Raw genomic sequence first — 21,734 nt, forward strand, 5'->3', positions numbered from 1 at the left:
CTCTGGTGTGCCCGGCGTCGACGGAATGACGCCAATCCGCCGTAGCGCTGCAGCTCCACCCTCATCGCATCGTCGCTCATGCTTCTGCTTTACCTCGTCGTCCTGCTGCATCGCTATGCAGGGACCCGGACGCGCGGCGGCCGACATTCGCGCGATTGCGTCAGCAGGGTGACGGCAATAACGCGATGCCTTCCATCTCCGCCATACCGCCAGCGGCATGTTTGCCTTCCCTACACGTAGGTTCGCGATGATGTGCCGACCCACAAGGCAAAGCGCAGCAACCGTGATCGACTTCAACAAGACACTCTGGCCACCCGTGGTGACTGGCCTGCTATTGGCGACGTGCCTGATGACCGGCTGCGCCCCACGCCGGCCCGGCACGGTACCTGCGCTGGTGCACGCGCCGGATGCACGGCCGGAGGTGGTCGTGACGGAGGCAGGTGCCGTGCGCGGCGTGGCCAGCGCGCAGGGGCGGGTCTTTCTCGGCGTGCCGTTTGCGGCGCCGCCGGTGGGCGCGCTGCGCTTCCGCGCGCCGCAGCCCGTGGCGGCATGGAAGGACGTGCGCGATGCCAGGCAGGCCGGTCCCGCCTGCCTGCCGCGCTACCGTTTCGGGCAAAAGCATGTCTCCGAGGACTGCCTCACGCTCAATCTCTATGCTCCGCCCGGCCCTGCGCATTCGCGCGCGGTGATGGTATGGATCTATGGCGGCGCGCTGCAGTTGGGCAGCAATGTCGATTACGACCTGAGTGCATTGGCGGCGCGCCAGGATGTGATCGTGGTGGCGCCCAACTACCGGCTGGGCGTGTTCGGGTTTCTTGCGCACCCGGCGCTGCATGGCGATGGCGAAGGCGCCTACGCCCTGCTCGATCAGCAGGCGGCCCTGCGCTGGGTGCAACGCAATATCGGTGCCTTCGGGGGCGATGCGCACAACGTCACCGTGTTCGGCGAGTCGGCCGGGGCCTGGAGCATCTGTTACCAGCTGGTGTCGCCAGGGGCGAAGGGCCTGTTCCAGCGCGCCATCCTGCAAAGCGGCAGCTGCCTGGCTGCCGATTCCAGCGTCGCGCGCAACGCGGCCGAGGACGGCGGCACACGCATGGCGCAAGCGCTGGGATGCGCCGGCAACGCAGATGCGGCGACATGCCTGCGCGCACTGCCGGCCGAAGCCCTGGCCGATGCCAAGCCGCAGCGGCGCGGTCTGACCGGGCGTGATTCCTGGGCACCGATGAGCGGTGGCGACGTGCTGCCCATGCCGCCTGCTGCCGCCATCTCCAGCGCGCAACAGCTGCAGGTGCCGGTCATGATCGGTACCAATCGCAATGAAGGACGGCTGTTTGCACAGCTGCTGTCCTATGTTGGCGGGCTCACTCTGCGTCGCAGTTATGCTTCCCGCGTGGAGCGCATGCACCCTGACTCCACCTCCGTGATGACGCAGTACGCGGACATCGCCGCGCAGTCGCGCTGGAATGCGTATGCCGACATCGTTACCGATGGCGGCTTCGCCTGCCCCACCCGCCGACTGGGGCGTGCATTGCGCACGCAGGCGCCGGTGTATGCCTATGAGTTCGATGATCCACAGACGCCCTACGGCCTGCTCCGCCTGCCGTTCTCGCCGCCGCTGGGCGCTTATCACGCCTCCGAGCTGGTGTACCTGTTCCAGCGCCCCTGGGTGCTGAGCGGCACCCCGCGGTTCAGTGCCGAGCAGCAGGCGTTCTCTACGACCCTGCAGGACTATTGGGGTGCGTTTGCGCGTACCGGCGACCCGAATGGCGGTGGTCGTGCGCCGTGGCCGCGCTTCGATGGCGACGCTCCGTTGATATTGTCGCCGCAAGGAATCGGGCCCGCCACGGATTTCGTGCAGCGTCACCGCTGTGCGTTCTGGGATGCGCACACGGCCGCGCCCTCACCGGCAATGCCGTGACCTTCGCATCAGGATCAGCCGCACATAACACGCCATGGGCAATGGTATTTGTTCGACCAGGGAGTTTGCACGGTTCGGTCCGTGTCTCGTACGGGCTGTCATTCGTGCATCGCATTCAACGTTACAGGAGCATTCCATGACCACCGCCACGTCATCCCCCTTCCCCACCGTGCAACTACGCAACGGGCGGCAGGCTCCGGCACTGGGCCTGGGTTCCTGGAATCTGGGCCAGGGCCGGCATCCGCCGCAGCAGGAGATCGACGCCTTGCAGGCCGGCCAGCAGCTGGGCATGCGCCTGATCGATACCGCGGAGATGTATGGCAATGGCCGCTCCGAGCAATTGATCAGCCAGGCCATCGATACCGCGCAGCCGCCGTACCTGGTGTCCAAGGTGCTGCCGAGCAACGCCAGCGCACGCGGTATCGCACGGGCCTGCGAGGCCAGCCTGCAGCGCTTGGGCGTGCGCAGCCTGGATCTTTACCTGTTGCACTGGCGAGGTGGCAGCGATTTGGCCGAGGTGGTGGATGCGTTCGAAGCGCTGCGCGATGCTGGCAAGATCCGCGACTGGGGCGTGTCGAATTTCGACGTCGACGACATGGAAGACCTCTGGGCCATCGATGGTGGCCAGCGTTGCCTGGTCAACCAGGTGCTGTACCACGCCGGCAGCCGCGGGATCGAATTCGACCTGTTGCCATGGTGCGCGGAGCAGGCGGTGACCGTGATGGCGTATTCGCCACTAGGCAGCCGTGCCCTATTGGATCACTCGGTGCTGCACGCCATCGGCCAGCGGCGCGGCGTGGCCGCGACCGCCGTCGCGCTGGCCTGGGCAATCCGCAGTGGCAAGGTGATCGCCATTCCGGAGTCCGGAACGCCCGAGCATGTTCATGCAAATGCAGCGGCCTGTAGCCTGCACCTGGAGGCGCAGGATCTGGAAGAACTGGATCGCGCATTTCCTCCTCCTACGCGCAAGCAGGCGCTGGATTTGTTGTAAACCGTTCGCGCCCTAGTCCAGGATGTGCTGCTGCCTCGTTGGCAACTTTGTGACGGTCTGCAGAGTACCCAACGTGCGGTAGCGCACGCTTTGCATCGGTGCACTGCATGCGCGTGAGTATTCGTTCGCATGCAGACACGCGCAATTAACGGCGGCACTCCCAGGCTCGACGAGATAGCTCGCCTCTCAAGCCCGCCAACGTGGAGTCCCCATGGCCAAGTCCCCCAAATCCGTACAGCCGCCCGCTGTCGGCAATTCCGCAACTGCGCATGATGTGCGCGGCACCGGCGACGAGTTGCACCAGAAAGCCGGCGGTACGCATCCGCAGCTGACCACCAACCAAGGCATTCCCGTTGGCGACAACCAGAACTCGCTGCGCGCCACCCCGCGCGGGCCGACGTTGCTGGAAGACTTCATCCTGCGCGAGAAGATCACCCATTTCGATCACGAACGTATCCCCGAGCGCATCGTGCATGCGCGCGGCAGTGCCGCACATGGCTACTTCGAGTTGACCAAGTCGTTGAGCCAGTACACCACCGCCAAGATCTTCACCGAAGTGGGCGAGAAGACGCCATTGTTCACGCGCTTTTCCACGGTGGCAGGCGGCGCCGGCTCGGTGGATACGCCGCGCGATGTGCGCGGCTTTGCGGTGAAGTTCTACACCAAGGAAGGCAACTGGGATCTGGTGGGCAACAACATCCCGGTGTTCTTCATCCAGGACGCGATGAAGTTCCCGGATCTGATCCATGCAGTGAAGATGGAACCGGATCGCGGCTTCCCGCAGGCGGCCAGCGCGCACGACACGTTCTGGGACTTCATTTCGCTGTCGCCCGAATCCATGCACATGATCATGTGGGCGATGAGCGACCGCACCATTCCGCGCTCGCTGCGCATGATCGAAGGCTTCGGCATCCACAGCTTCCGCTTCTTCAACGAAGCCGGCGACAGCACGTTCGTCAAATTCCATTGGCGCCCCAAGCTTGGCCTGCAGTCGACCATCTGGGACGAGGCGGTAAAGATCGCCGGCGCCGACCCGGACTTCCAGCGCCGCGACCTGTTCGAAGCCATCCAGAACGGCGACTTCCCGGAATGGGAATTGGGCGTGCAGCTCTTCACCGAAGCGCAGGCCGATGCCTTCCCGTTCGATCATCTGGATTCCACCAAGGTCATCCCGGAAGAACTGGTGCCGCTGCAGATTGTCGGGCGCATGGTGCTCGACCGCTGGCCGGACAACTTCTTTGCAGAAACCGAGCAGGTTGCCTACTGCCCGGCCAACATCGTGCCCGGCATCGACTTCAGCAACGATCCGCTGCTGCAAGGCCGGCTGTTCTCGTATCTGGATACACAGTTGAGCCGCCTGGGCGGGCCAAACTTCCACCAGATTCCGATCAACGCACCCAAGTGCCCGTTCGCCAACAACCAGCGCGATGGGCATATGCAGATGGGCGTGCCGAAGGGTCGCGTGGCCTATGAACCGAGCTCGTTGCAGGCAGATGCGCCGCGCGAAGCGCTGCGTGGCTTCCCCAGCCACGCCACGCCCGCAGAGGATGGCGCGAAGGGCCGCGTGCGCGCGGAGAGCTTTGCGGACCATTACAGCCAGGCGCGGCTGTTTTTCCGCAGCCAGACTGCACCGGAACAGGCCCATATCGCCTCGGCCCTGGTGTTCGAACTGTCCAAGGTGGAAACCGCGCACGTGCGTGAGGCCATCGTCGGTCATCTGCGACACATCGATGAAAGCCTGGCCAAGCGTGTGGCCGACGGGATGGGCATGACCCGCCTGCCGCCTGCCCCGCCTGCCGCTATCGCGCCCACCGACATGCCGCTGTCGCCCGCTCTGCAGCTGATCGGCAAGATGAAAGATACCTTGCAGGGGCGCACGGTAGGCATCCTGATCCACGACGGGTCCGATGCCGCCGCGATCAAGGCCGTGCGCAAGGCCGCCGAAGCAGCCGGTGCAACAGTGAAGATCGTGGCACCCAAACTCGGCGGCGCCAAACTCAGCGATGGCAAGCAGCTGGCTGCCGATGGCCAGTTGGCCGGCACACCGTCGATCGTGTTCGATGCCGTGGCCGTGTTGCTGTCGTCGGAAGCGGCAAAGTTGCTGACCAACGAATCTGCGGCATTGGACTTCGTCAGCAATGCCTGGGCGCATCTGAAGGCGATTGCCTTCGACGATGGCGCGCAGCTGCTGCTCAAGGCAGGCAATGTCGGCAAGGATGCCGGTATCGTCCCGGCTGCCGACACCAAGGCCTTCATCGCCGCAGCCAAGACCCGCCAATGGGCGCGCGAGCCGAAGGTGCGCATGTTGGCTTGACCGGGCCAGCGCACATAGCGCCCCTGGGCGCAAGCGACGTCATCGATGTCGCTCGCGCCAATGACGTATTGCCGAAAAATATCTATCGCCGTTTCGCTAGCCTGCACCATGTGTCCAGGAGCTGGTGGCAGCCGGCAGAGAGTGCGACGTGTTCGGTACGATTCAACCGCCAGGCAGTTCGTATGACTGCATGGAACCGGGTTCTTCGGGCATCGATGCCGCATCCGGAACCTGAGAACGATCGGGAACGATCAGTCGCAGCAGGCGCCCCGACCGACCTCAGCCGGCTGCGCCGGTGTCGCCGGGCGCGAGGCGATGAACCAGAGCGCAGATGTTGGAGGATGGCTGAAAGGCTGCGCTTGCCAGTGAAAGCCGCGGCACCGCCAGGCTGACAGCCAGCGCGTTGGACTTGTCCGCATCCACATGCGCACCAGGCAGCGCGGAATCGAACAGAACGTGCACGCCAGGACGCGTGGAAAACATGCCTAGGGCTGCGAATTCCAGCGTAGTCAACGCGCTGTACAACGCTGACAGCAAGGCATCTTCCGACGGCGCCCAGCGCCATCGGACAAGGAATACCGTTCCATCGCGTTCGAGCAGCGACGTCCGATCGGGCTCATCGCCCAATACCAACGCGTCCCCCCAGCCGGCCGTCACCAGACCGAGTTCGTCATCGATCGCGCAGGCACGCACGTAGTCGGTCGTGCCGCTGTGGCTTGAGGAAGGCCAAGTTCCCGACCAGTCGGACAAAGACGCCGCATGCAGGAGAACAAGCGGCCCGCCCCCTGACTCCATCCATTGCAGATGCGTCATCTTTTCCCTCGATAGCGCATGCGTGCAACGGCGTAACCCATCATTCGATCGCATGCAATGGTACGTGTTGCTGCGCATTCGCCAGCGCGCGGTACTCGCGCGGGGTCATGCCCACTGCTTGCTTGAACTGCCGGGCAAACGCGCTCTGGTCGCTGAAACCGCAGGCATGGCCGATTTCGGTCAGGCTCTTGCTTCCGTGCAGCAAATGCATGGCCATCTGCAGACGCAACTTGGTCAGCACCTGCTGCGGGGTGAGCTGGAACACCTTGCGAAACGAACGCTGCAGCTTGGACATCGAAAACCCGGTGATCTCCACCAGCGCCTGCATGCGCACGTTCTGCGCGTAGTTGGCGTTGAGGTAGGCCAGCGCCAGGCGCAGCTTTTCGTACTGCGATTCGTGCCCGTCCTGCGGGCCCAGGTCGCGCGAGATGCCGATGATGCCCTGCACCTTGCCCTCCACCAGCAAGGGACGCTTGCAGGTGAGGCACCAGCCCGGCTCGCGATTGGCGAACAAATGCAGTTCCAGCAGGTTGTCGATCACCTCACCGGCCAGCACCTGCTCGTCCTGATTGGCGTAGTTGGCCCCAAGCCCGCTCGGGTAGACCTCGGCAACGCGCTTGCCGATCAGGTCCTTGCGCGACTTCAGCCCCAGCCGCCGCAGCATGGTCTGGTTGACGTGGGTGTAGCGGCCCTCGCGATCCTTGACGAAGAACAGCACGTCCGGCACGGCATCGAACAACGCTTCCAGATCGGCAGGATCGATGCTCTTCATGCGGGAGGATTCATGCGGTACGAAGGACTCGGGGCCAGGAGAGGCGCAGCGGTGCAGTGACGCACCGGCGTCTGCACGCACCACCGCTACGCAATCCCATGATACGCCGCGCCTGTCGCTCGGCTTGCAGACGCTCAGCGCGGCTGTTCGGCCACAGCGCCACTGACTGCAGCCGGAGCAGCCTTCGAAGCGTCGATGGACGCGCTGGTGGCGCCCATGCGATCGGCCGGCGTCCGCCGCGCTGCCCAGGCCTGCACCACTGCCGCACCCGATTGCGAGCCCACCTGCACGCGCAGACGCGCACCGGCAGTGGGCGCCACGAATTCGATTGCGCAATCGCCCGCGGCCATGCAGCTATCTGCCGCCAGCGGGTCGACCGGCTGCCAGCCCTGCGCGGCAATCGCCTGCGCAAACGCGCGATAGCTCATGCCCGGCTTGAGGGTCGTCGGCAACGGCACCAGCAGCTCGCTGTTGTCGGCGTCTGTCGCGTTGGCAGCGACGGGCGCAGCTGCCACCGGCGCGCGCGCAGGCACAGCCGCCGCAGGCCGCGGTGCGGCACTCCAGGCAGGGCTGAAAATCAAAGCAAGCCCCAGGACAGCAGGGCGGACGACTATGCGCATGCAAAAGATCCTTGCGATCCTGGCAGGGATTGGAAAAGTTAAAGAAGCGCTATTTTGACACGCCGACAGGACGACAGGGCGATGGTGCCCGCGCGCGATCAGCGGCCATTTCATCGCCGGTTATCCAACGGCAGCTCACAAGCGCGCTCGACTGAGGACTTATCGGCAGCGCACCGTATTGCTTGAGCGAGCGCTGCAGCAACCCGCATTTCCAGCTGTCTAAGCGCGGCAAACAAGGTGGAGCGCGCAGCCGTCAGGCGGGTGTGGACGGCGCAAGTACCGGAGTGGACGAGGGGGACATGCCGCACCGGACACCTGGCAACGGCCGCGTCCGCCTGGCGGTGAGCACGGCCGCTTTATTAGCTGCTCTAACTCGAGACGACGCATTTCCGGACGATCCGCAGTTGCCCAATCGTCGATCGCCAGCAGCATCCGCCTGCTGCAGGTCGATGCTCGCGACACAAAAAACCGGCACGCCGCAGCAAGGCGGCATGCCGGTTTTTTTACAGCATTACTGGCCGATATGCTGCTTCAACCAGGCATTGACCGTGTCGTGCCACAGGATGCTGTTGTCCGGCTTGAGCACCCAGTGATTCTCATCCGGGAAGTAGAGGAACTTGGAATCGATGCCCTTGCGCTGCAGCGCGGTGAACGCGGCCAGGCCCTGTTCGACCGGAATGCGGAAATCCTGCTGGCCGTGGATCACCAGCATCGGCACCTTCCATTTGTCCACGTGCAGCACCGGGTTGAACTTCTCGTAGCCGGCCGGGTTCTGCCATGGCGTGCCACCGTTTTCCCATTCGCTGAACCACAGTTCCTCGGTGGCGTAGCCCATGGTGCGGTTGTCGAACACGCCGTCGTGGTCGACCAGGCACTTCCACGGGTGGTTCCCGTCTTTATCAAGCCACGTCCCCGCCATCCAATAGACCATATAGCCGCCGTAGCTGGCACCCAGCGCGCAGGCCTTGTCGCCGTCGAGGAAGCCGTACTGCTTCTGCGCAGCGGCCCAGCCCTTCTGCAGGTCTTCCAGCGGGCGGTCGCCCCAGTGCTGGCTGATCGCACCGGTGAACTCCTGGCCGTAGCCGGTGGAGCCGTGGAAGTCGATCATCACCACCGCATAGCCCTGGCCGGCGTAGGTCTGCGGATTCCAGCGGTTGCTCCAGCCATTGCCGAAGCTGCCCTGCGGGCCGCCATGGATCAGGAATGCCACCGGGTAGGTCTTGCCTTCCTGGTAGTTGTACGGCTTGACCACGTAGCCGTGCACGGTGTCGTTGTTCCAGCCCTTGAACTGGAACTGCTCGTAGTCGCCGAACTGCACGTCCGGCAGCTGTTCGCCAGCGCTCTGGCTGATCGCGCGCAGACCCTGGCCTTGCGTGTCGCTGACGAAGACCTGATCGCCACTCTTGAGCGAGCTGCGGGTGAATGCCAGCGTGCTGCCGGCCAAGGTCGGCGCATGCACGCTGCCCTCGCCCACCACTTTGGTCGCTTCGCCGCTGGCGATGTCGATCTTGAACAGCGGATGTTCGCCCAGGTCGTCGGCGCTGGTGTAGATGCTGCTGCCGTCATCGGCAAGGACGATTTCGCCGGCCGAGCGATCCCACTTCGGCGCAATCTCGCGCGTCTTGCCGCTGGCCACGTCCATCGCCATCAAGCCGAAGCGGTCGGCCTCGAAGCCGGGGCGCTTCATGGCGCGGTAGTACAGCGTCTTGCCATCGGCACTGAACACCGGGCCGGCATCCCAGGCCGGGTTGGACGCAGTCAGATTGACCGGTGCGGACTTGCCGCTGGCATCCAGGCGGTACAGGTCGAAGTTGGTCTGCCAGGGCTCGTCGTTGCCGGTGGGCTTGGCGCCGGCCTTGGCGTTCTTGCCCGCTTCCGGGCCATGCGGCTGCGGGATGCGCACGCTGGCCACCACGCTGCTGCCATCGGGCGACCAGGTGTAGTCGTCGTTGCCACCGAACGGCTTGGACGGCGCATCGCCCGCCAACGTGGCGCTGATTGCCGACGCCCCGACCACTGCCTTGGCGCCTGCCGCCGGCAGGTCGGAGACGAACAAGGTGTTACGGCGACCATCGTTCCAGGTATCCCAATGGCGCACGAACAGCTGGTCATACACCACGCCGCTGGCCTTGGCATTCTTGACGCTGGCGAGCTTTTTCTTGGTGCAACCCAGGTCCGAACCGCAGTCCTGGAACACGCCCGCACTGAAGGCGATGCGCTTGCCGTCAGGGGAGAGCTTGTAGCTGTCCACATCCACCGCAAACGCGGTGAGCTGCTGCGGGGTACCGCCGGCCAACGGCTGCGCGTATAGCTGCTGGCTGCCGGACTTGCTGCTGAGGAAGTACACCGTCTTGCCATCCGGCGACAACGCCGGGCTGTTGACGTTCCAGCCGTCCGGGGTGAGCCGCTTGGGCGGCGCCAGGTCGCGGGTGCGCAGATTGCGCACCCACAGGCTGGTGGCCGGCTTGCCATTGGCGGTCTTGGCCTGGCGCTTGGCGAACAGCACCACGCTGCCATCGGGGCTGAGCGTGGGCGAGGACACCCGGTCCAGCGCCACCATGTCGCGCACATCGAAACCGCGCGCAGCGGCAAGGCTTGGCAAGGCGGCCAACAAACACAGGAGCAATACGGCGTGACGCAGCTTCATCGACATCTCCGGCAACGGCAAAACGTCGATGGTAGGCGTTGCTGCGGCGCACGCGCAAAGGCCTGAGGTCATGCACGCTGCGCATCGCTTGCTTCCCCTGCCGCCTCGACGCGGCAGGGGAAGCTGGGCGATTCAAAACCGGTGCGACAGACCCACGTACACCTGGGTGTCGGGGGTACGGTCGTTGAGGCCAACATTGGCGCCCACGTCCAGTTGCAGCAGCGGGTTGATCAGATACGCCGCGGCGATGTCGGCCGAGTATTGTTCGATCGTCTGCGCAGGGTCGCGATTGATCGAGGACCACAGCTCCACCGCCATCGACAACCTGGGCGTGAGCGGACGCGCCAGGTTGATGACGTTGACGATGGCCACGTGCTTGCCGCTGCCATCGCTGTCGGCCAGCCAGTCCAGTTCCGGGCCGAAGGTCAGCGAGAAGCTGCTCGGCAGCGCGAAGTTGATCGGCACCGCAAGTCCGCCTTCCCAGGTGTCGTTGCCCAGCCCGGTGCGCGCAGTGGGTGCCTTCACGAACGGCAACAGCGCCACGCTGGCGGTCTCGCTCTGGTAGACGCGCGCCTTCATGCGCAGGTAGATATCGCCACCGCCACTGAGGCTGCTGCGCTCGCCGGTTGCACGATCGGCGCTCTTGACCTGCAGCTGCGGAGCCCAGTTGAGCTGCAGATCGATGCGGTCGCTTACGCCAACCTTGAGCGTGGGATTGGTGAAATACGACGTTTCCGTGCGCGTGCCGGGCTGGGTATCGCGGGTGTAGTTGCCGATATCGGTTTCCAGCTGCCAATCGCCGGCTGGCACCGTGCAGGTGGCGTTGGCCTTGGTCGGGCGGTCGGTGCACAGCGCCGCCTCGGTGGCGTCCTGCGCCTGGGCCTGACAGGCAAGACTGCCCAGCAGGCCGGCGATGGCGAGGGCGAGCAATGGGCGGCGAGTTACGGTGGAAGCGCGTGAAGCGAGGGTTTGCATGACGGTGATCCAGGGTGAACCGCTGGAAGATCGAAAGATCGGCCAGGGTTTGAATGAGTAGGAAAATAAGGTGCATCGCGGCGCAAGGCAGCGCCGCCGCCGTGATGGGCAAACGGCATACGCGCAGGCCGGGGGTGCATCGCATCGTGCATGTCGCGGGTTTGTCGCGCGCAAATCGGCGTGCGATGGGAATGCGCGATATGCAAACGAGTCTTTGCTAGCGAAAACGACGGCCTGCGTCGGGTTGTGTCATCGGGTTGATCGAAGCATGCAGCCCCCTTGGCGCACCATCCGTGCGAGAGACGGCACGATAAGGAGCGGGGGCATAAAGTCGCTATCCGCAGCGGCGGTGCTTGGCGTAAAGCCGGCGCAAAGTGTCGTGACGGCGCACAGGTGGCACCATGAAAGCCGCAACGACTGCCGCCGCATCGCATTGCGCGCGGAGATGCCGGTGGATCTCAGCTTGCCGGTGTGGAGGTGCCAACGCACGGCGCGCAGCGCGCTATTGCCGCGTGCGTTTTTCTTGAAGCGACTGGTAGCTTATTGCCCGAGTGTCGGGCAGCCAGTGGGCGGCAGGACCCAAGCGCGCACGGCGGTTATAGCGCGCCGCCTGCAACCAGGTGACGGCCACGATCAACATTCTTTCCCGTCACGCTGGATGGATCGCGCCGTCAAGGCGGACCGCATGAAGCAGCACTCGCAACCGCGCCAGCACAGATGAGCACGATGAGAACCTTTGCGATACGCACCATGCTCATGACTACGCAACGTGGCGTTTTGCATGCGCAAGGTGAGGCAGATACTGCCGAGTGTTTATGGGCCGCAGACGCCGTCTGATGGCGGTGCCATTACCCACCCAACGCATGCTGCCGCAAACCTCAACATCGCAGCAACGCAGAGACCGCCCGCCCCTGCCCCCATAGCAGACCCACATGCCTGCATCGGTTTCCGCAGCGAGATGGCGCATGCAATCCGCGCACGCCATCTCCAGCTCAGCGCCCGCGCTCGACTGCGCGGGCGCCAGTCGAGCGCGGCCGGTGCCCGGAATCGGCATGGACAACACGCGTCCACGCCGATTCCGGGCGCGCCGTCCTACCAACCTGACAGCTGCCCGCTCTATACCGTTGGCCGCTGCTGGCCTCAGGCGGCCTTTTCGCCGCGCTTGCCCACGCGGTACAGCAGCCAGCCAACCAGCGCCAGGATGGCCAGGCCGAACCACTGGTTGAGCTGCAGCGCGGCCGGCAACGCCAGCACATCGGCACGGCTGGACAGCACGATCGGCACCGCGATGGCGATGCCCATCAGTGCCTCGCCGGTGATCAGGCCAGCCGCAAACAGCACGCCTGGGCGATGCACGCGATCGCGGCCGTCTTCGTCGTCAGCGCGGATGTTGTGGAAGCGCTCGACCAGATGCGCGATCAGCCCACCCAGGAAGATCGGCACCATCAGCTCCAGCGGCAGATAGATACCGATCGCCGCGGCCAGCACCGGCACGCGGAAACGCTTGCCGGTGGCCTTCAACCATTCGTCCAGCGCGATGATGGCTGCACCCACCACCGCACCGATGGCGATCATGCTCCACGGCAGTTGGCCGCCGAACAGGCCCTTGGCCACCGATGCCATCAGGGTGGCCTGCGGCGCGCCCAGCGAATTGGGATGTTGTGGCGTGGCCGGGCCGATGCCGTAGGCCTGGGCCAGCAAATTCAGCACCGGCGCCATGATCAATGCGCACGAAAACGCACCGATGCCCAGCATCAGCTGCTGCTTCCACGGTGTGGCACCGACCAGATAGCCGGCCTTGAGATCCTGCAGGTTGTCGCCGCCCACCGCCGCCGCGCAGCACACCACCGCGCCGATCATGATCGCCGCCACTGCGCCCAGCGGCGCGGCACCGATGCCCACCGGTACCAGGCCGCTCTTGCCCAGCAGCAGCACCAGCACCGCCGAGGCGAACAGGATGGTGGAGATGGTGATGCCGGAGACCGGGTTGTTCGACGAGCCGATCAACCCGGCCAGATAGCCAGACACCGACACGAACAAAAAGCCGGCCACGATCATGATGATGGTCATCGGGATCGACACATGCCACTGCTGCACGATGGCCTGGTACAGACCCAGCAGCGGCAAGGTGCACAGCACCAGTGCCACCAGCATCCACTTCATCGGCAGGTCGCGTTCGGTGTCGGCCACCACGCCGCCACCGCTCTTGCGCGCGGCGGCAAAGCCGCTCTTGACCCCAGAAAACAGCGATTTGCGCAGCGAGAACAGCGTCCACACGCCACCGATCAACATCGCGCCCACGCCCAGGTAGCGGATCTTCGCGCCCCAGATGCCGAACGCGGCATCGGCCGCCGGCGCACCAGCCAGACTCTGCGCCAATGCCGGATCGCTGCCCATGAAGAACTGCTGGTAGAGCGGAATGGCGATGTGCCAGGACAGGATCGAGCCGGACAGCACCACGATGCCCACATTCAGGCCGACGATATAGCCCACGCCCAGCAGTGCCGGCGACAGGTTGGTGCCGATGTAACCCACCAGACGGCTGCTGCCCAGGTAGGTGGCCTGCGCCCAGGTATCGGGGATCACGCGCAGGCCGCTGGCTGCACCCAGTTTGACCAGCGCGCCGATGGCACCGGACACCGCCAGGATCTTCAGGCCCGGCCCGGGATTTTCACCGGCCTTGAGCACCTCGGCCGCCGCCTTGCCCTCGGGGAACGGCAGCGGGTCTTCGACGATCATCGAGCGCCGCAACGGCACCGAGAACAGCACGCCCAGCAGCCCGCCCATGCCGGCAATGCCCAACACCCACCAGTACTTGAAGTCCGGCCAGTAGCCCATGATCACCAGCGCGGGGATGGTGAAGATGACCCCGGCGGCGATCGACGACCCGGCCGAGGCGCCGGTCTGGACGATGTTGTTCTCCAGGATGGTGCCGCCGCCGAGCAGGCGCAGCACGCCCATCGACACCACGGCCGCCGGAATGGCGGTGGCGATGGTCAGGCCTGCGAACAGGCCGAGATAGGCATTGGCAGCCGAGAGCACCACCGCCAGCACGATGGCCAGCACAACGGCGCGGAAGGTGAGCTGGCGCGGTTGCGCGTCGTGGCTCATTGGGCATTCCCCTGTAGGCAAAAAATCCGCACCACGCTAGCGCCTGCGCCCAGCTGAGTCCAGCTGCGGCGCGGCGTGACAGTGTGCAAGGTATGGCGTGTGGCGCAAACAACATCGCGGCAAGACTTGCGTGGCGCGATGGCGACGTCAACTGGCGGCAGCCCGCGTGGATTGGTGCGCCCCCGCCGTCACGGATTCGCACACGGCGCCGGTCAGGGCGCGGGGCTCGTTATCGTCCTGCACAGTAGCGTCGACAAGAGCCTGTGTGCCCCGCTCCGGCCGATGCGGCGTGCGCTGACCGCCAAGCCTCTCTCATCGCCCTTCCATCGCATACCGCGGCCGCGTGCCGAAGGTCAGACGCATGATCCGTCCACTGACACCGTTGATTCTGGCCGGCATGCTGCTGCCGCCTGCTGCCGTCGATGCATCCGGCAGGCAGCCTGCTCAGGACATGGCACGATGCCCAGCACCTGAAACGGTGCACGACGAGGCCGGGCGCTATCGCGCCCCTGTCCGGCTCGACGTCGGCTCCAGAAGCGGCGTGTGGGCCAGTACGCTGCAACCCAACGCGGGCAGTCCACGGCATTTTTCATCAGCGCTCTACTACGGCACCCTCGCCGTGGCGGCGCCCAGCACCGGAGTGCTGGTCAATTGCAGCTACGCGTTACGCGGTGGTACGGAGGTGGATCTGGCCTACTTCGATCGCCAGACCCCGGATATGCAACGCAACCTGATCGTCACCCTGCAGGGCCCATCCCGCTGGCAGCTCGACCAAGCGCCAGCCCACGGGCAGGATCAGTTCTATGCCTGTTCCCGGAACGAGGACATCCGGAGCGCGGCGGACTGCGCGTTCGAGCCGCTGCGTCTGGAGTGACGCAGCGGCAAGCCCTGCTCAGTGCAGCAACTCGGCAAAGGCGCGATCGGCCTCGATCACATCCGGCAGCGCCGCGAACAAGGCATCCAGGTCCACACCGTCCATCAGCGGTCCGCGCAGCGCGTCCAATGCCTGCGGGGTGGCGCCGCCGTGCGCGTGTAGCGCATCGGAGACCTGCACCGCCTGGGCGACCAGCAACGGCATCCGCGCGCCGTCGGGCGCGGCCGCGGGGCGCACCTGGTAGGCGATGGCGTCCTGGATCACGGTCGGCAACTGCCAGCGGCGCGCCAGCTCCGCACCCACCTCCGGATAGCCGAAGCCAAGTTGCAGGGTCTCTTCGGCAGCATGGCCGGCCGAGGAGCTGTCGTGGTTGATGCGGCTGGCGTAATCCGGTGCGCCGGACTGGATCAGCAGCTCGCCGATGTTGTGCATCATGCCGCAGGTGAAGGCGGTCTCCGGATCCAGCCCGTGCTGGCGCGCCAGCAGGCGACAGATGCCGGCCACTTCGAAACTGTGGCGCCAGAATGCCTTGAGGTCGAAACCCGGGCCGGCACGGAAGGCACCGGTCATCGCAGAGGCCAGCACCAGCGTGCGCAGCGTATTGAAGCCCAGGCGCATGGCGGCATCTTCCACGCTGGTGGAATCGCGCAGGCCATGGAAGCGCGCCGAATTGGCCAGCCGCAGCACCTTGGCGGCGATCACCGGATCGCGCTCGATGGTGTGCGCCAGCGTATCGATATTGGTGTCCGGATCGTCGAACTGACGGATCAGGTCCTGCGCCACCTTGGGCACGGTGGGCAAGGTGTGCAACTGGTCGAACAACGCCTCCAACTTCATGATCGCCTCGTGGGTGAAGGAACAGGCCGCGCGGGCGCGCGGGAGTGCATGGTGTAGCACAGACCGGTTGGTTCCCGGTGACTCGGGCATGGCCGGATTCACCTGCGCGTGAGGCGCAGGGGCGCGATCGAGGCATTGTCAGGCGGATGTGCCGAGAGTCCTCCCATTGGCGAGCTCGGCCGTCTATGGAAAGCCGGAAGTCATCGGCACCGACACTCGATGATGGCGCGCTGGGTCACTGGCGGCAATGCCGCACCGCACCGCGTTGGCGCGAAATGCTCGCGCTGCCTGGTGTGCGAATGTGGCACCCACTACCCAGGACCGGAGCGCACAGGCGCATGGCCAGTGGGGTCGGTGCTGCTGCGGCGTGCGATCGGCGGCAATGCGCGACGCACCGCGCCAGTGCGGAACGGGCGCACGGGCTGACCGATTACCGGCCTGTGCGTGATCGCCGCTGCCCGGTGCCGGGGCGCTGCGTGCAGGCTCGCTGGAACAAGCCGGTCTATGGAGAAGGCACGAGCAAAACCTGCGGAGTCGGCGCACTGGCCGCGCCTGACTGCTGGTGGTTGGGATTAGAGCGGCGAATAACGGCTTGCAAGCGGCCACCGGTGGATGCGCGTAGCGTGCAGTCACCTTGGTCGTCAGGTGTTGCATGCCGACTCGGGGCACGGGCTGCGTCAGCCCTCGCCGCCCATGCAGCAGGAGAGAGCGATCGGGTTGGTTGTGGTTAGTGGAAATCGCGCGAGGGCAGCTGCATCTGGCCGAGCAAGTCGCTGAGGTCGTACAGATCACCGGCGATCAGGTGCTCCACGCCGTCCACGCGTTCCCAACGGCCGCGCACCGCGAGCAGGCGCGATTCCAGCAGCGCGCGGCGGCGGCGCAGCGCCAGATGGGCCCAGACGATGACGTTGATCATGCCGTGTTCGTCTTCCAGGGTGACGAAGATGGTGCCCTTGGCGGTGGCCGGCCGCTGGCGCTGGGTGACCAGCCCGGCCACGTGCACGCCGCTGCCGTGGCGGCGCCCCTGCAGCTCGCGCAGGCCCAGGATGCGCCGCTGCAGCATCTGCGGGCGCAGCAGCGCCATCGGGTGCTGGCGCAGGCTCAGGCCGACCGCGCGGTAATCGGCCAGGATTTCTTCGCCCGCGCGCGGTGCTTCGAACTCCACCAGGCGTTCGGCCGGGCTGCCCGGCAACAGCGGGCGCCGCGCCTCCACGCCGGCCATGGCCCAGCGCGCGGCATTGCGGTTACCCACCATCGACTGCAGCGCCCCGGCTTCAGCCAGTGCCAGGCGGGCTTTTTCATCGAGTGCGGCGCGCAGGCAGAGATCGCCGATATCGGCCAAGGCGCGCTGCGCGCGTGCGGCGACGATGCGTAGGGCGGCCTGTTCCGACAAGCCGCTGACCTGGCGCATGCCAAGGCGGATCGCCGGTTGTTCGCCAGGATCTGCATCACTGCGCCACGGCCGCCCGCCGACCAGGATGTTGTCCCAGTCGCTATGCAGCACATCCACCGGCAACACCTCCACCGGCTGGCGCTCCGGGCTGCCGCGGCGCGCGTCCTGCACGATCTGGCTGGCCGAATAAAACCCCATCGGCTGCGCGTTGAGCAGGCCGCAGGCAAACGCCGCCGGCTCGTGACGCTTGAGCCAGCAGCTGGCATACACCAGCTTGGCGAACGAGGCGGCATGGCTCTGCGGAAACCCGTAGGAGCCGAAGCCCTTGATCTGCTCGAAGATCTGGTCGATGAAGGTGGCGGCGTAGCCTTTCTTTTCCATCAACGCGCGAATGCGCACGCGATGCGATTCCATATCGCCACCGCGGCGCCATGCTGCCATCGAGCGACGTAATTTATCGGCCTCGTCGGGGTCGTAGCCGGCGTGGATCACCAGCTCCATCACCTGCTCCTGGAACAGCGGAATCCCCAATGTCGGCCCGAGAATCTTCTCTACGCCTTCGGAGGGATAGCTGATCAGGCTCTTGTCTTTGCGACGTTGCAGATACGGATGCACCATGTCGCCCTGGATGGGGCCTGGGCGTACGATCGCCACTTCGATCACTAGGTCGTAGAACTCTGCAGGTTTGAGCCGCGGCAGCATCGCCATCTGTGCGCGCGACTCGATCTGGAACACGCCCACGGTGTCGGCACGCTGGATCATCTTGTAGGTAGCCTTGTCCTCATCCGGCAACGTGGCCAGCGTGTAATCGCGACCACGTTGCCCGCGTACCAGATCCAGCGTCTTGCGGATGCAGGTGAGCATGCCCAGTGCCAGGCAATCGACCTTGAGCAGTTTCATGGTTTCCAGATCGTCCTTGTCCCACTGGATGATGGTGCGATTAGCCATGGCCGCGTTTTCCACCGGCACCAGCAGCGACAGCGGTTCGTCGGAGATCACAAACCCGCCGACATGCTGCGACAGATGGCGCGGGTGATCGCGCAGATGCTCGGTCACTGCAAGGATCTTGTTGATCAGCGGATTGGCCAGATCGAACCCGGCTTCTTCGATACGCTGTTCCATCGGCGTGTCGCCATTGCCCCAGCCGTAGCAATTGGCCAGCAGCGCGATCTGATCCGGCGGCAGGCCGAAGGCCTTGGCCACATCGCGCACGGCGCTCTTGCCGCGATAGCAGATCACCGTGGCGGCCAACGCGGCGCGCTCCCGGCCGTACTTGTTATAGACGTATTGCAGCACTTCTTCGCGGCGCTCGTGCTCGAAGTCGACGTCGATGTCCGGCGGCTCGTTGCGTGCCTTGGACAAGAAGCGCGAGATCAACAATCGCGTCTTGATTGGATCAACCGACGTGATGTTCAGTGCATAGCACACTGCCGAATTTGCTGAAGACCCACGCCCCTGGCACAGGATGCCTTTGGAACGCGCAAACCGCACCACATCCTGCACCGTGAGAAAGAACGCCTCGTATTTCAGTTCGGCGATCAGTGCCAATTCTTTCTCGATGTCTTCGCGAATTTTCTCTGGCGCACCCTCCGGCCACCGCTTGCGCATGCCCTGCTCGGTGAGTTGACGCAGATAACTGGCAGGCGTGTGCCCCTCCGGCACCAGTTCTCTGGGATAGGTGTATTCAAGCCTGGAAATGTCGAAGGTGCAGCGCTGCGCCAGCGCCACTGTGGCCTGCAGCAAGGCTGGTGGATAGATATTGCCCAGCGCGCGTCGCGTGCGCAGATGCCGCTCTCCATTGCGGAACAGGTGCGCGCCGCATTCGGCCAGCGGCAGGGTATGCCGGATGGCGGTCAAGGTGTCCTGCACGATGCGCTCGCGGCGCTGCGCCATGTGCACATCGCCGCTGGCCAGTGCGGTCATGCCCAGCCGCTGGGCCAGCAGTTGCAGCGCCTGCAGCCGTGCGGCGTCGTCCTGTTCGCGATGCAGTTCCACTGCCAGAAACGCACGCTCGCCAAATACCTGCTGCAACCACGCGCCCTGCTCTGCCTGCGGCTGCGCGCCAGGCAACCACAGCGCAAACACACCTGGCGCACCCTCGCGGAACTGCGCCTGGACTTCCGCGCGCCCCAATCGATAGTCGCCCTTGCCTGCCGCGCGCCGCGCAGTGGTGATCAGCGCACACAGCTGCGGATAGCCTTGTGCATGTTCCACCAGCAGCACGAAGCGGGTGCCATCGACCAGGGTGAATTCGCTGCCGACGATCAGCCGCACCCCGGTGGCACGTGAGGCCTCCAGGCCGCGCACGATGCCGGCCAGCGAGCATTCGTCGGTGATCGCCAGCGCGCTGTAGCCGCAGTGGTGCGCGCGGGAAAACAGCTGCTCGGCACTGGACGCACCGCGCAAAAACGAAAAGTCCGACAGGCAATGCAGCTCGGCATACGCCGGCAGGCCATCGGCATCCTGGGTGTGGGCGATGTCGTCGTTGGCCGCGCGCAGCCGTGCAGCCACATTCCAGGCACGCGGCATGCGCCCGCCGGGCGTATCGCGGTCCACCCCGTCGACGGCGTCATCCCAGCTCATGGACGTCTGCCCTGGATGCCGGATGATCGTGCCCTGCATCGCGGCCATCGCCAGGCGCGGCACTGCAGCGGCGCATTGCAGCGGCGCGGTCAGGCGCTGGAACCGAGCATCGCGCGCAGCGCAGCACCTGAAGCAAGCAGAGCATTGGCCACTGTCGATCCACCGGCATGGGCGAAGCAGACAGCAAGACCCGGGACATTGGGCCGCCGACGGAGCGGGCGGCCTTCCGGTTGCAGTGTTGCCGGTTGCATCGTTGCCGGTTGCTGGTGGCCGGCATGCCGAACCGACATGCGCCGCCTTCCAGTCCCTGGCCATGGCCATTGGCAGATGCGTGCCTTGCATGATCGCCCGCCGCAGACGGCAAGCGCTGGTCGCAGGCCTGCATCGCCGCCTGCGGCCGGTATGCCGCGTGGCCACAGGCGCAGCGATGCACTACCGCCCACGGGCTCGGAGTACCCGACTTCACGCAAACCACCCGTGCAGCATCCACCCGTCCACGTGGCCGGGTGCGGCAAACACCCAGGCGCGCCGGCCGCGCGCGGTTTCCACCACGTAGTAGTCGCGGCGCGCCTCGTCGTCGTCCCACCAACCGCTTTCCAGGCGTTCGGGGCCGGACACGATGCGCAGCTGCGGATCGTGCAGCGGCACCGGTTGCGGCAGCAGCCAGGTGGGCCGCGGCGGACGCGCCGGCGCTGCGGCTTCGCGTACTGCATCGCCGATGGCACGGCGCCAGGCACGCTCCGGGCGCGGGTCGTCGGCGGGCAACACACGGTAGACGGCCTCATCGCCCAACCGCGCACGCAGCCGCTCGCGCAGCTGCGGCCAGTCCACCGACTGCTGCGCGCGTTGATCGAACAGGTCGCGCATGGCCGGCACGAACGGCGGCAGCTGCTTGGCCAGCAGGCGCATCGCCACCACCGGCCGCGGAATTTCCACCCGTTCCAGCCGGTTACGGGCCAGCTCGAACAACAGCGTAGGCGCACGCTCGGGCGTGAGCAGGCCGATCTCGACGTCGGTGGCGCCTTCTTCGTGCTCCAACCGCAGCAGGAAACGCTGCACGCCGCCATCGCGGATCGACAGATAGGTGCACAGGTCACCGATCAACCGGCGCAGCGGGAACAGCAAGGCCGGGTGCGTTTCCACCTCGTAGCCCAGCTCCACGCGCTGGTCGAAATGGTCCGGCGGCGCATAGCAGTCCAGCGGGTCATCGGCATCGCCGTAGAGACGGTCCAGATGTTCCAGCAGGTCGGCCCCGAAACGCCGGCGCAGTCCGTCGCGCGGCAGCGCACGGACTGCGGCGAGCGTACGCACGCCCATGTGCTGCAGGCGCTCGCCGGCATCGCCCGGCAAGGCCGCGCGGCGCACCGGCACCTTGTCCAGCGTGCGGTGCAAGGCCTGCAGTTCGGTCACCACCATGCCATCGCGCAGGCCGGCCAGCACGCGCGCCGCGCGCGGCGTGGGCGCCAGCGCAAGCCGGTGCTGGAAGCCCAACGCCTGCAGTTCATCGCGCAAGCGGCGCTCGAAGCGTGGCCAGGGGCCGAACAGGCGAAAGCTGGCCGCAGCTTCCAGCACGATGGCGCGCGACCATTGCTGGCTTACCAGCGAGCTATGCCGGTATGCCCAGGCCGCCAGAAACCGCTGCGTGCGCGCTTCGTTCTGCGCGTCGTAATCGACCGTACGCACCTGCGCCATCAGCGCATGCGCCGCCGACAGCCGCATTCCCGCTTTCAAGCCGGCCGCTGCGGCCTCGGCATTGACCGAATGCAGGTTGCGCAGCTGCGCCGGCCCCTGCACCAGCACCAACGGCGCCTGCGGTTCTTCCAGACGCCGAAGGACAGCGTCCAGCGCCAGCTGCGGCAGCAATAGACAGGCCCACAACATGCGCG

13 protein-coding genes and 2 other RNA genes are annotated in these 21,734 nt (G+C 65.7%); 5 read left to right on the forward strand and 10 right to left on the reverse strand.

What is annotated here, in order from left to right:
• Nucleotides 1-349 precede the first annotated feature (349 nt).
• The 3 genes from A7D17_RS14150 (at nt 350) to A7D17_RS14160 (ending at nt 5,223) form a co-directional block, all read left to right on the forward strand.
• Nucleotides 350-1,918, forward strand: coding sequence for a carboxylesterase/lipase family protein (locus A7D17_RS14150; protein ID WP_064509783.1), 1,569 nt, complete (start codon nt 350-352; stop codon nt 1,916-1,918).
• A 136-nt stretch (nt 1,919-2,054) separates the two neighbouring features.
• Nucleotides 2,055-2,909, forward strand: a complete 855-nt coding sequence (locus A7D17_RS14155; protein WP_064509659.1) for an aldo/keto reductase — start codon at nt 2,055-2,057, stop codon at nt 2,907-2,909.
• A gap of 211 nt (nt 2,910-3,120) precedes the next feature.
• Nucleotides 3,121-5,223 carry a catalase gene (locus tag A7D17_RS14160; protein WP_064509660.1) on the forward strand — a complete coding sequence of 701 codons (2,103 nt, stop codon included), beginning with the start codon at nt 3,121-3,123 and terminating at the stop codon, nt 5,221-5,223.
• Between the two features lie 279 nt (nt 5,224-5,502).
• Here A7D17_RS14160 and A7D17_RS14165 read toward each other — a convergent pair whose 3' ends face one another.
• From A7D17_RS14165 to A7D17_RS14190, 6 genes are all read right to left on the reverse strand, one after another.
• Nucleotides 5,503-6,036 (reverse strand): Imm21 family immunity protein, encoded by a 534-nt coding sequence (locus A7D17_RS14165; protein ID WP_161946551.1) that lies wholly within the window; start codon nt 6,034-6,036, stop codon nt 5,503-5,505.
• Nucleotides 6,037-6,076: 40 nt separating this feature from the next.
• Nucleotides 6,077-6,808 (reverse strand): AraC family transcriptional regulator, encoded by a 732-nt coding sequence (locus A7D17_RS14170; RefSeq protein ID WP_064509662.1) that lies wholly within the window; start codon nt 6,806-6,808, stop codon nt 6,077-6,079.
• Between the two features lie 134 nt (nt 6,809-6,942).
• Entirely contained in the window at nt 6,943-7,428 is a 486-nt protein-coding gene (locus tag A7D17_RS14175; RefSeq protein WP_064509663.1) for a hypothetical protein, read from the reverse strand.
• 227 nt (nt 7,429-7,655) lie between these two features.
• Nucleotides 7,656-7,729, reverse strand: a non-coding RNA gene (locus A7D17_RS14180) — sX9 sRNA.
• A 210-nt stretch (nt 7,730-7,939) separates the two neighbouring features.
• Entirely contained in the window at nt 7,940-10,075 is a 2,136-nt protein-coding gene (locus tag A7D17_RS14185; protein WP_064509664.1) for a S9 family peptidase, read from the reverse strand.
• Nucleotides 10,076-10,207: 132 nt separating this feature from the next.
• Nucleotides 10,208-11,050, reverse strand: coding sequence for a transporter (locus A7D17_RS14190; protein WP_064509665.1), 843 nt, complete (start codon nt 11,048-11,050; stop codon nt 10,208-10,210).
• A 1,052-nt stretch (nt 11,051-12,102) separates the two neighbouring features.
• On the opposite strand from A7D17_RS14190, the gene A7D17_RS14195 reads away from it, so the two are divergent.
• Nucleotides 12,103-12,180, forward strand: a non-coding RNA gene (locus A7D17_RS14195) — sX9 sRNA.
• A gap of 10 nt (nt 12,181-12,190) precedes the next feature.
• Here the strand turns inward: A7D17_RS14195 and A7D17_RS14200 are convergent.
• The gene (locus A7D17_RS14200) at nt 12,191-14,161 is read right to left on the reverse strand and encodes an OPT family oligopeptide transporter (RefSeq protein ID WP_064509666.1); all 1,971 of its coding nucleotides are present in this window, start codon (nt 14,159-14,161) and stop codon (nt 12,191-12,193) included.
• A 361-nt stretch (nt 14,162-14,522) separates the two neighbouring features.
• Between A7D17_RS14200 and A7D17_RS14205 the strand changes: the two genes are divergently transcribed.
• Nucleotides 14,523-15,035 carry a DUF3757 domain-containing protein gene (locus tag A7D17_RS14205; protein WP_064509667.1) on the forward strand — a complete coding sequence of 171 codons (513 nt, stop codon included), beginning with the start codon at nt 14,523-14,525 and terminating at the stop codon, nt 15,033-15,035.
• Nucleotides 15,036-15,053: 18 nt separating this feature from the next.
• Here A7D17_RS14205 and A7D17_RS14210 read toward each other — a convergent pair whose 3' ends face one another.
• The 3 genes from A7D17_RS14210 to A7D17_RS14225 form a co-directional block, all read right to left on the reverse strand.
• A complete protein-coding gene (locus A7D17_RS14210) occupies nt 15,054-15,872 on the reverse strand; it encodes an HDOD domain-containing protein (RefSeq protein WP_064509668.1) in 819 nt (272 codons plus the stop codon).
• A gap of 727 nt (nt 15,873-16,599) precedes the next feature.
• On the reverse strand, nt 16,600-19,848 hold the full coding sequence (locus A7D17_RS14220; RefSeq protein ID WP_064509784.1) for an error-prone DNA polymerase: 3,249 nt from the start codon (nt 19,846-19,848) through the stop codon (nt 16,600-16,602).
• A 462-nt stretch (nt 19,849-20,310) separates the two neighbouring features.
• The gene (locus tag A7D17_RS14225) at nt 20,311-21,729 is read right to left on the reverse strand and encodes a Y-family DNA polymerase (protein WP_064509670.1); all 1,419 of its coding nucleotides are present in this window, start codon (nt 21,727-21,729) and stop codon (nt 20,311-20,313) included.
• Between the last annotated feature and the right edge of the window lie 5 nt (nt 21,730-21,734).

It is taken from the genome of Xanthomonas floridensis (genome assembly GCF_001642575.1).
Lineage (GTDB): Bacteria > Pseudomonadota > Gammaproteobacteria > Xanthomonadales > Xanthomonadaceae > Xanthomonas > Xanthomonas floridensis.

Bases quoted from the DNA above. Each gene is read 5' to 3' on its own strand.
- A7D17_RS14150 (WP_064509783.1), top strand. From the start codon at position 350: ATGACCGGCTGCGCCCCACGCCGGCCCGGCACGGTACCTGCGCTGGTG.
- A7D17_RS14155 (WP_064509659.1), top strand. From the start codon at position 2,055: ATGACCACCGCCACGTCATCCCCCTTCCCCACCGTGCAACTACGCAAC.
- A7D17_RS14160 (WP_064509660.1), top strand. From the start codon at position 3,121: ATGGCCAAGTCCCCCAAATCCGTACAGCCGCCCGCTGTCGGCAATTCC.
- A7D17_RS14165 (WP_161946551.1), bottom strand. From the start codon at position 6,036: ATGACGCATCTGCAATGGATGGAGTCAGGGGGCGGGCCGCTTGTTCTC.
- A7D17_RS14170 (WP_064509662.1), bottom strand. From the start codon at position 6,808: ATGAAGAGCATCGATCCTGCCGATCTGGAAGCGTTGTTCGATGCCGTG.
- A7D17_RS14175 (WP_064509663.1), bottom strand. From the start codon at position 7,428: ATGCGCATAGTCGTCCGCCCTGCTGTCCTGGGGCTTGCTTTGATTTTC.
- A7D17_RS14185 (WP_064509664.1), bottom strand. From the start codon at position 10,075: ATGAAGCTGCGTCACGCCGTATTGCTCCTGTGTTTGTTGGCCGCCTTG.
- A7D17_RS14190 (WP_064509665.1), bottom strand. From the start codon at position 11,050: ATGCAAACCCTCGCTTCACGCGCTTCCACCGTAACTCGCCGCCCATTG.
- A7D17_RS14200 (WP_064509666.1), bottom strand. From the start codon at position 14,161: ATGAGCCACGACGCGCAACCGCGCCAGCTCACCTTCCGCGCCGTTGTG.
- A7D17_RS14205 (WP_064509667.1), top strand. From the start codon at position 14,523: ATGATCCGTCCACTGACACCGTTGATTCTGGCCGGCATGCTGCTGCCG.
- A7D17_RS14210 (WP_064509668.1), bottom strand. From the start codon at position 15,872: ATGAAGTTGGAGGCGTTGTTCGACCAGTTGCACACCTTGCCCACCGTG.
- A7D17_RS14220 (WP_064509784.1), bottom strand. From the start codon at position 19,848: ATGAGCTGGGATGACGCCGTCGACGGGGTGGACCGCGATACGCCCGGC.
- A7D17_RS14225 (WP_064509670.1), bottom strand. From the start codon at position 21,729: ATGTTGTGGGCCTGTCTATTGCTGCCGCAGCTGGCGCTGGACGCTGTC.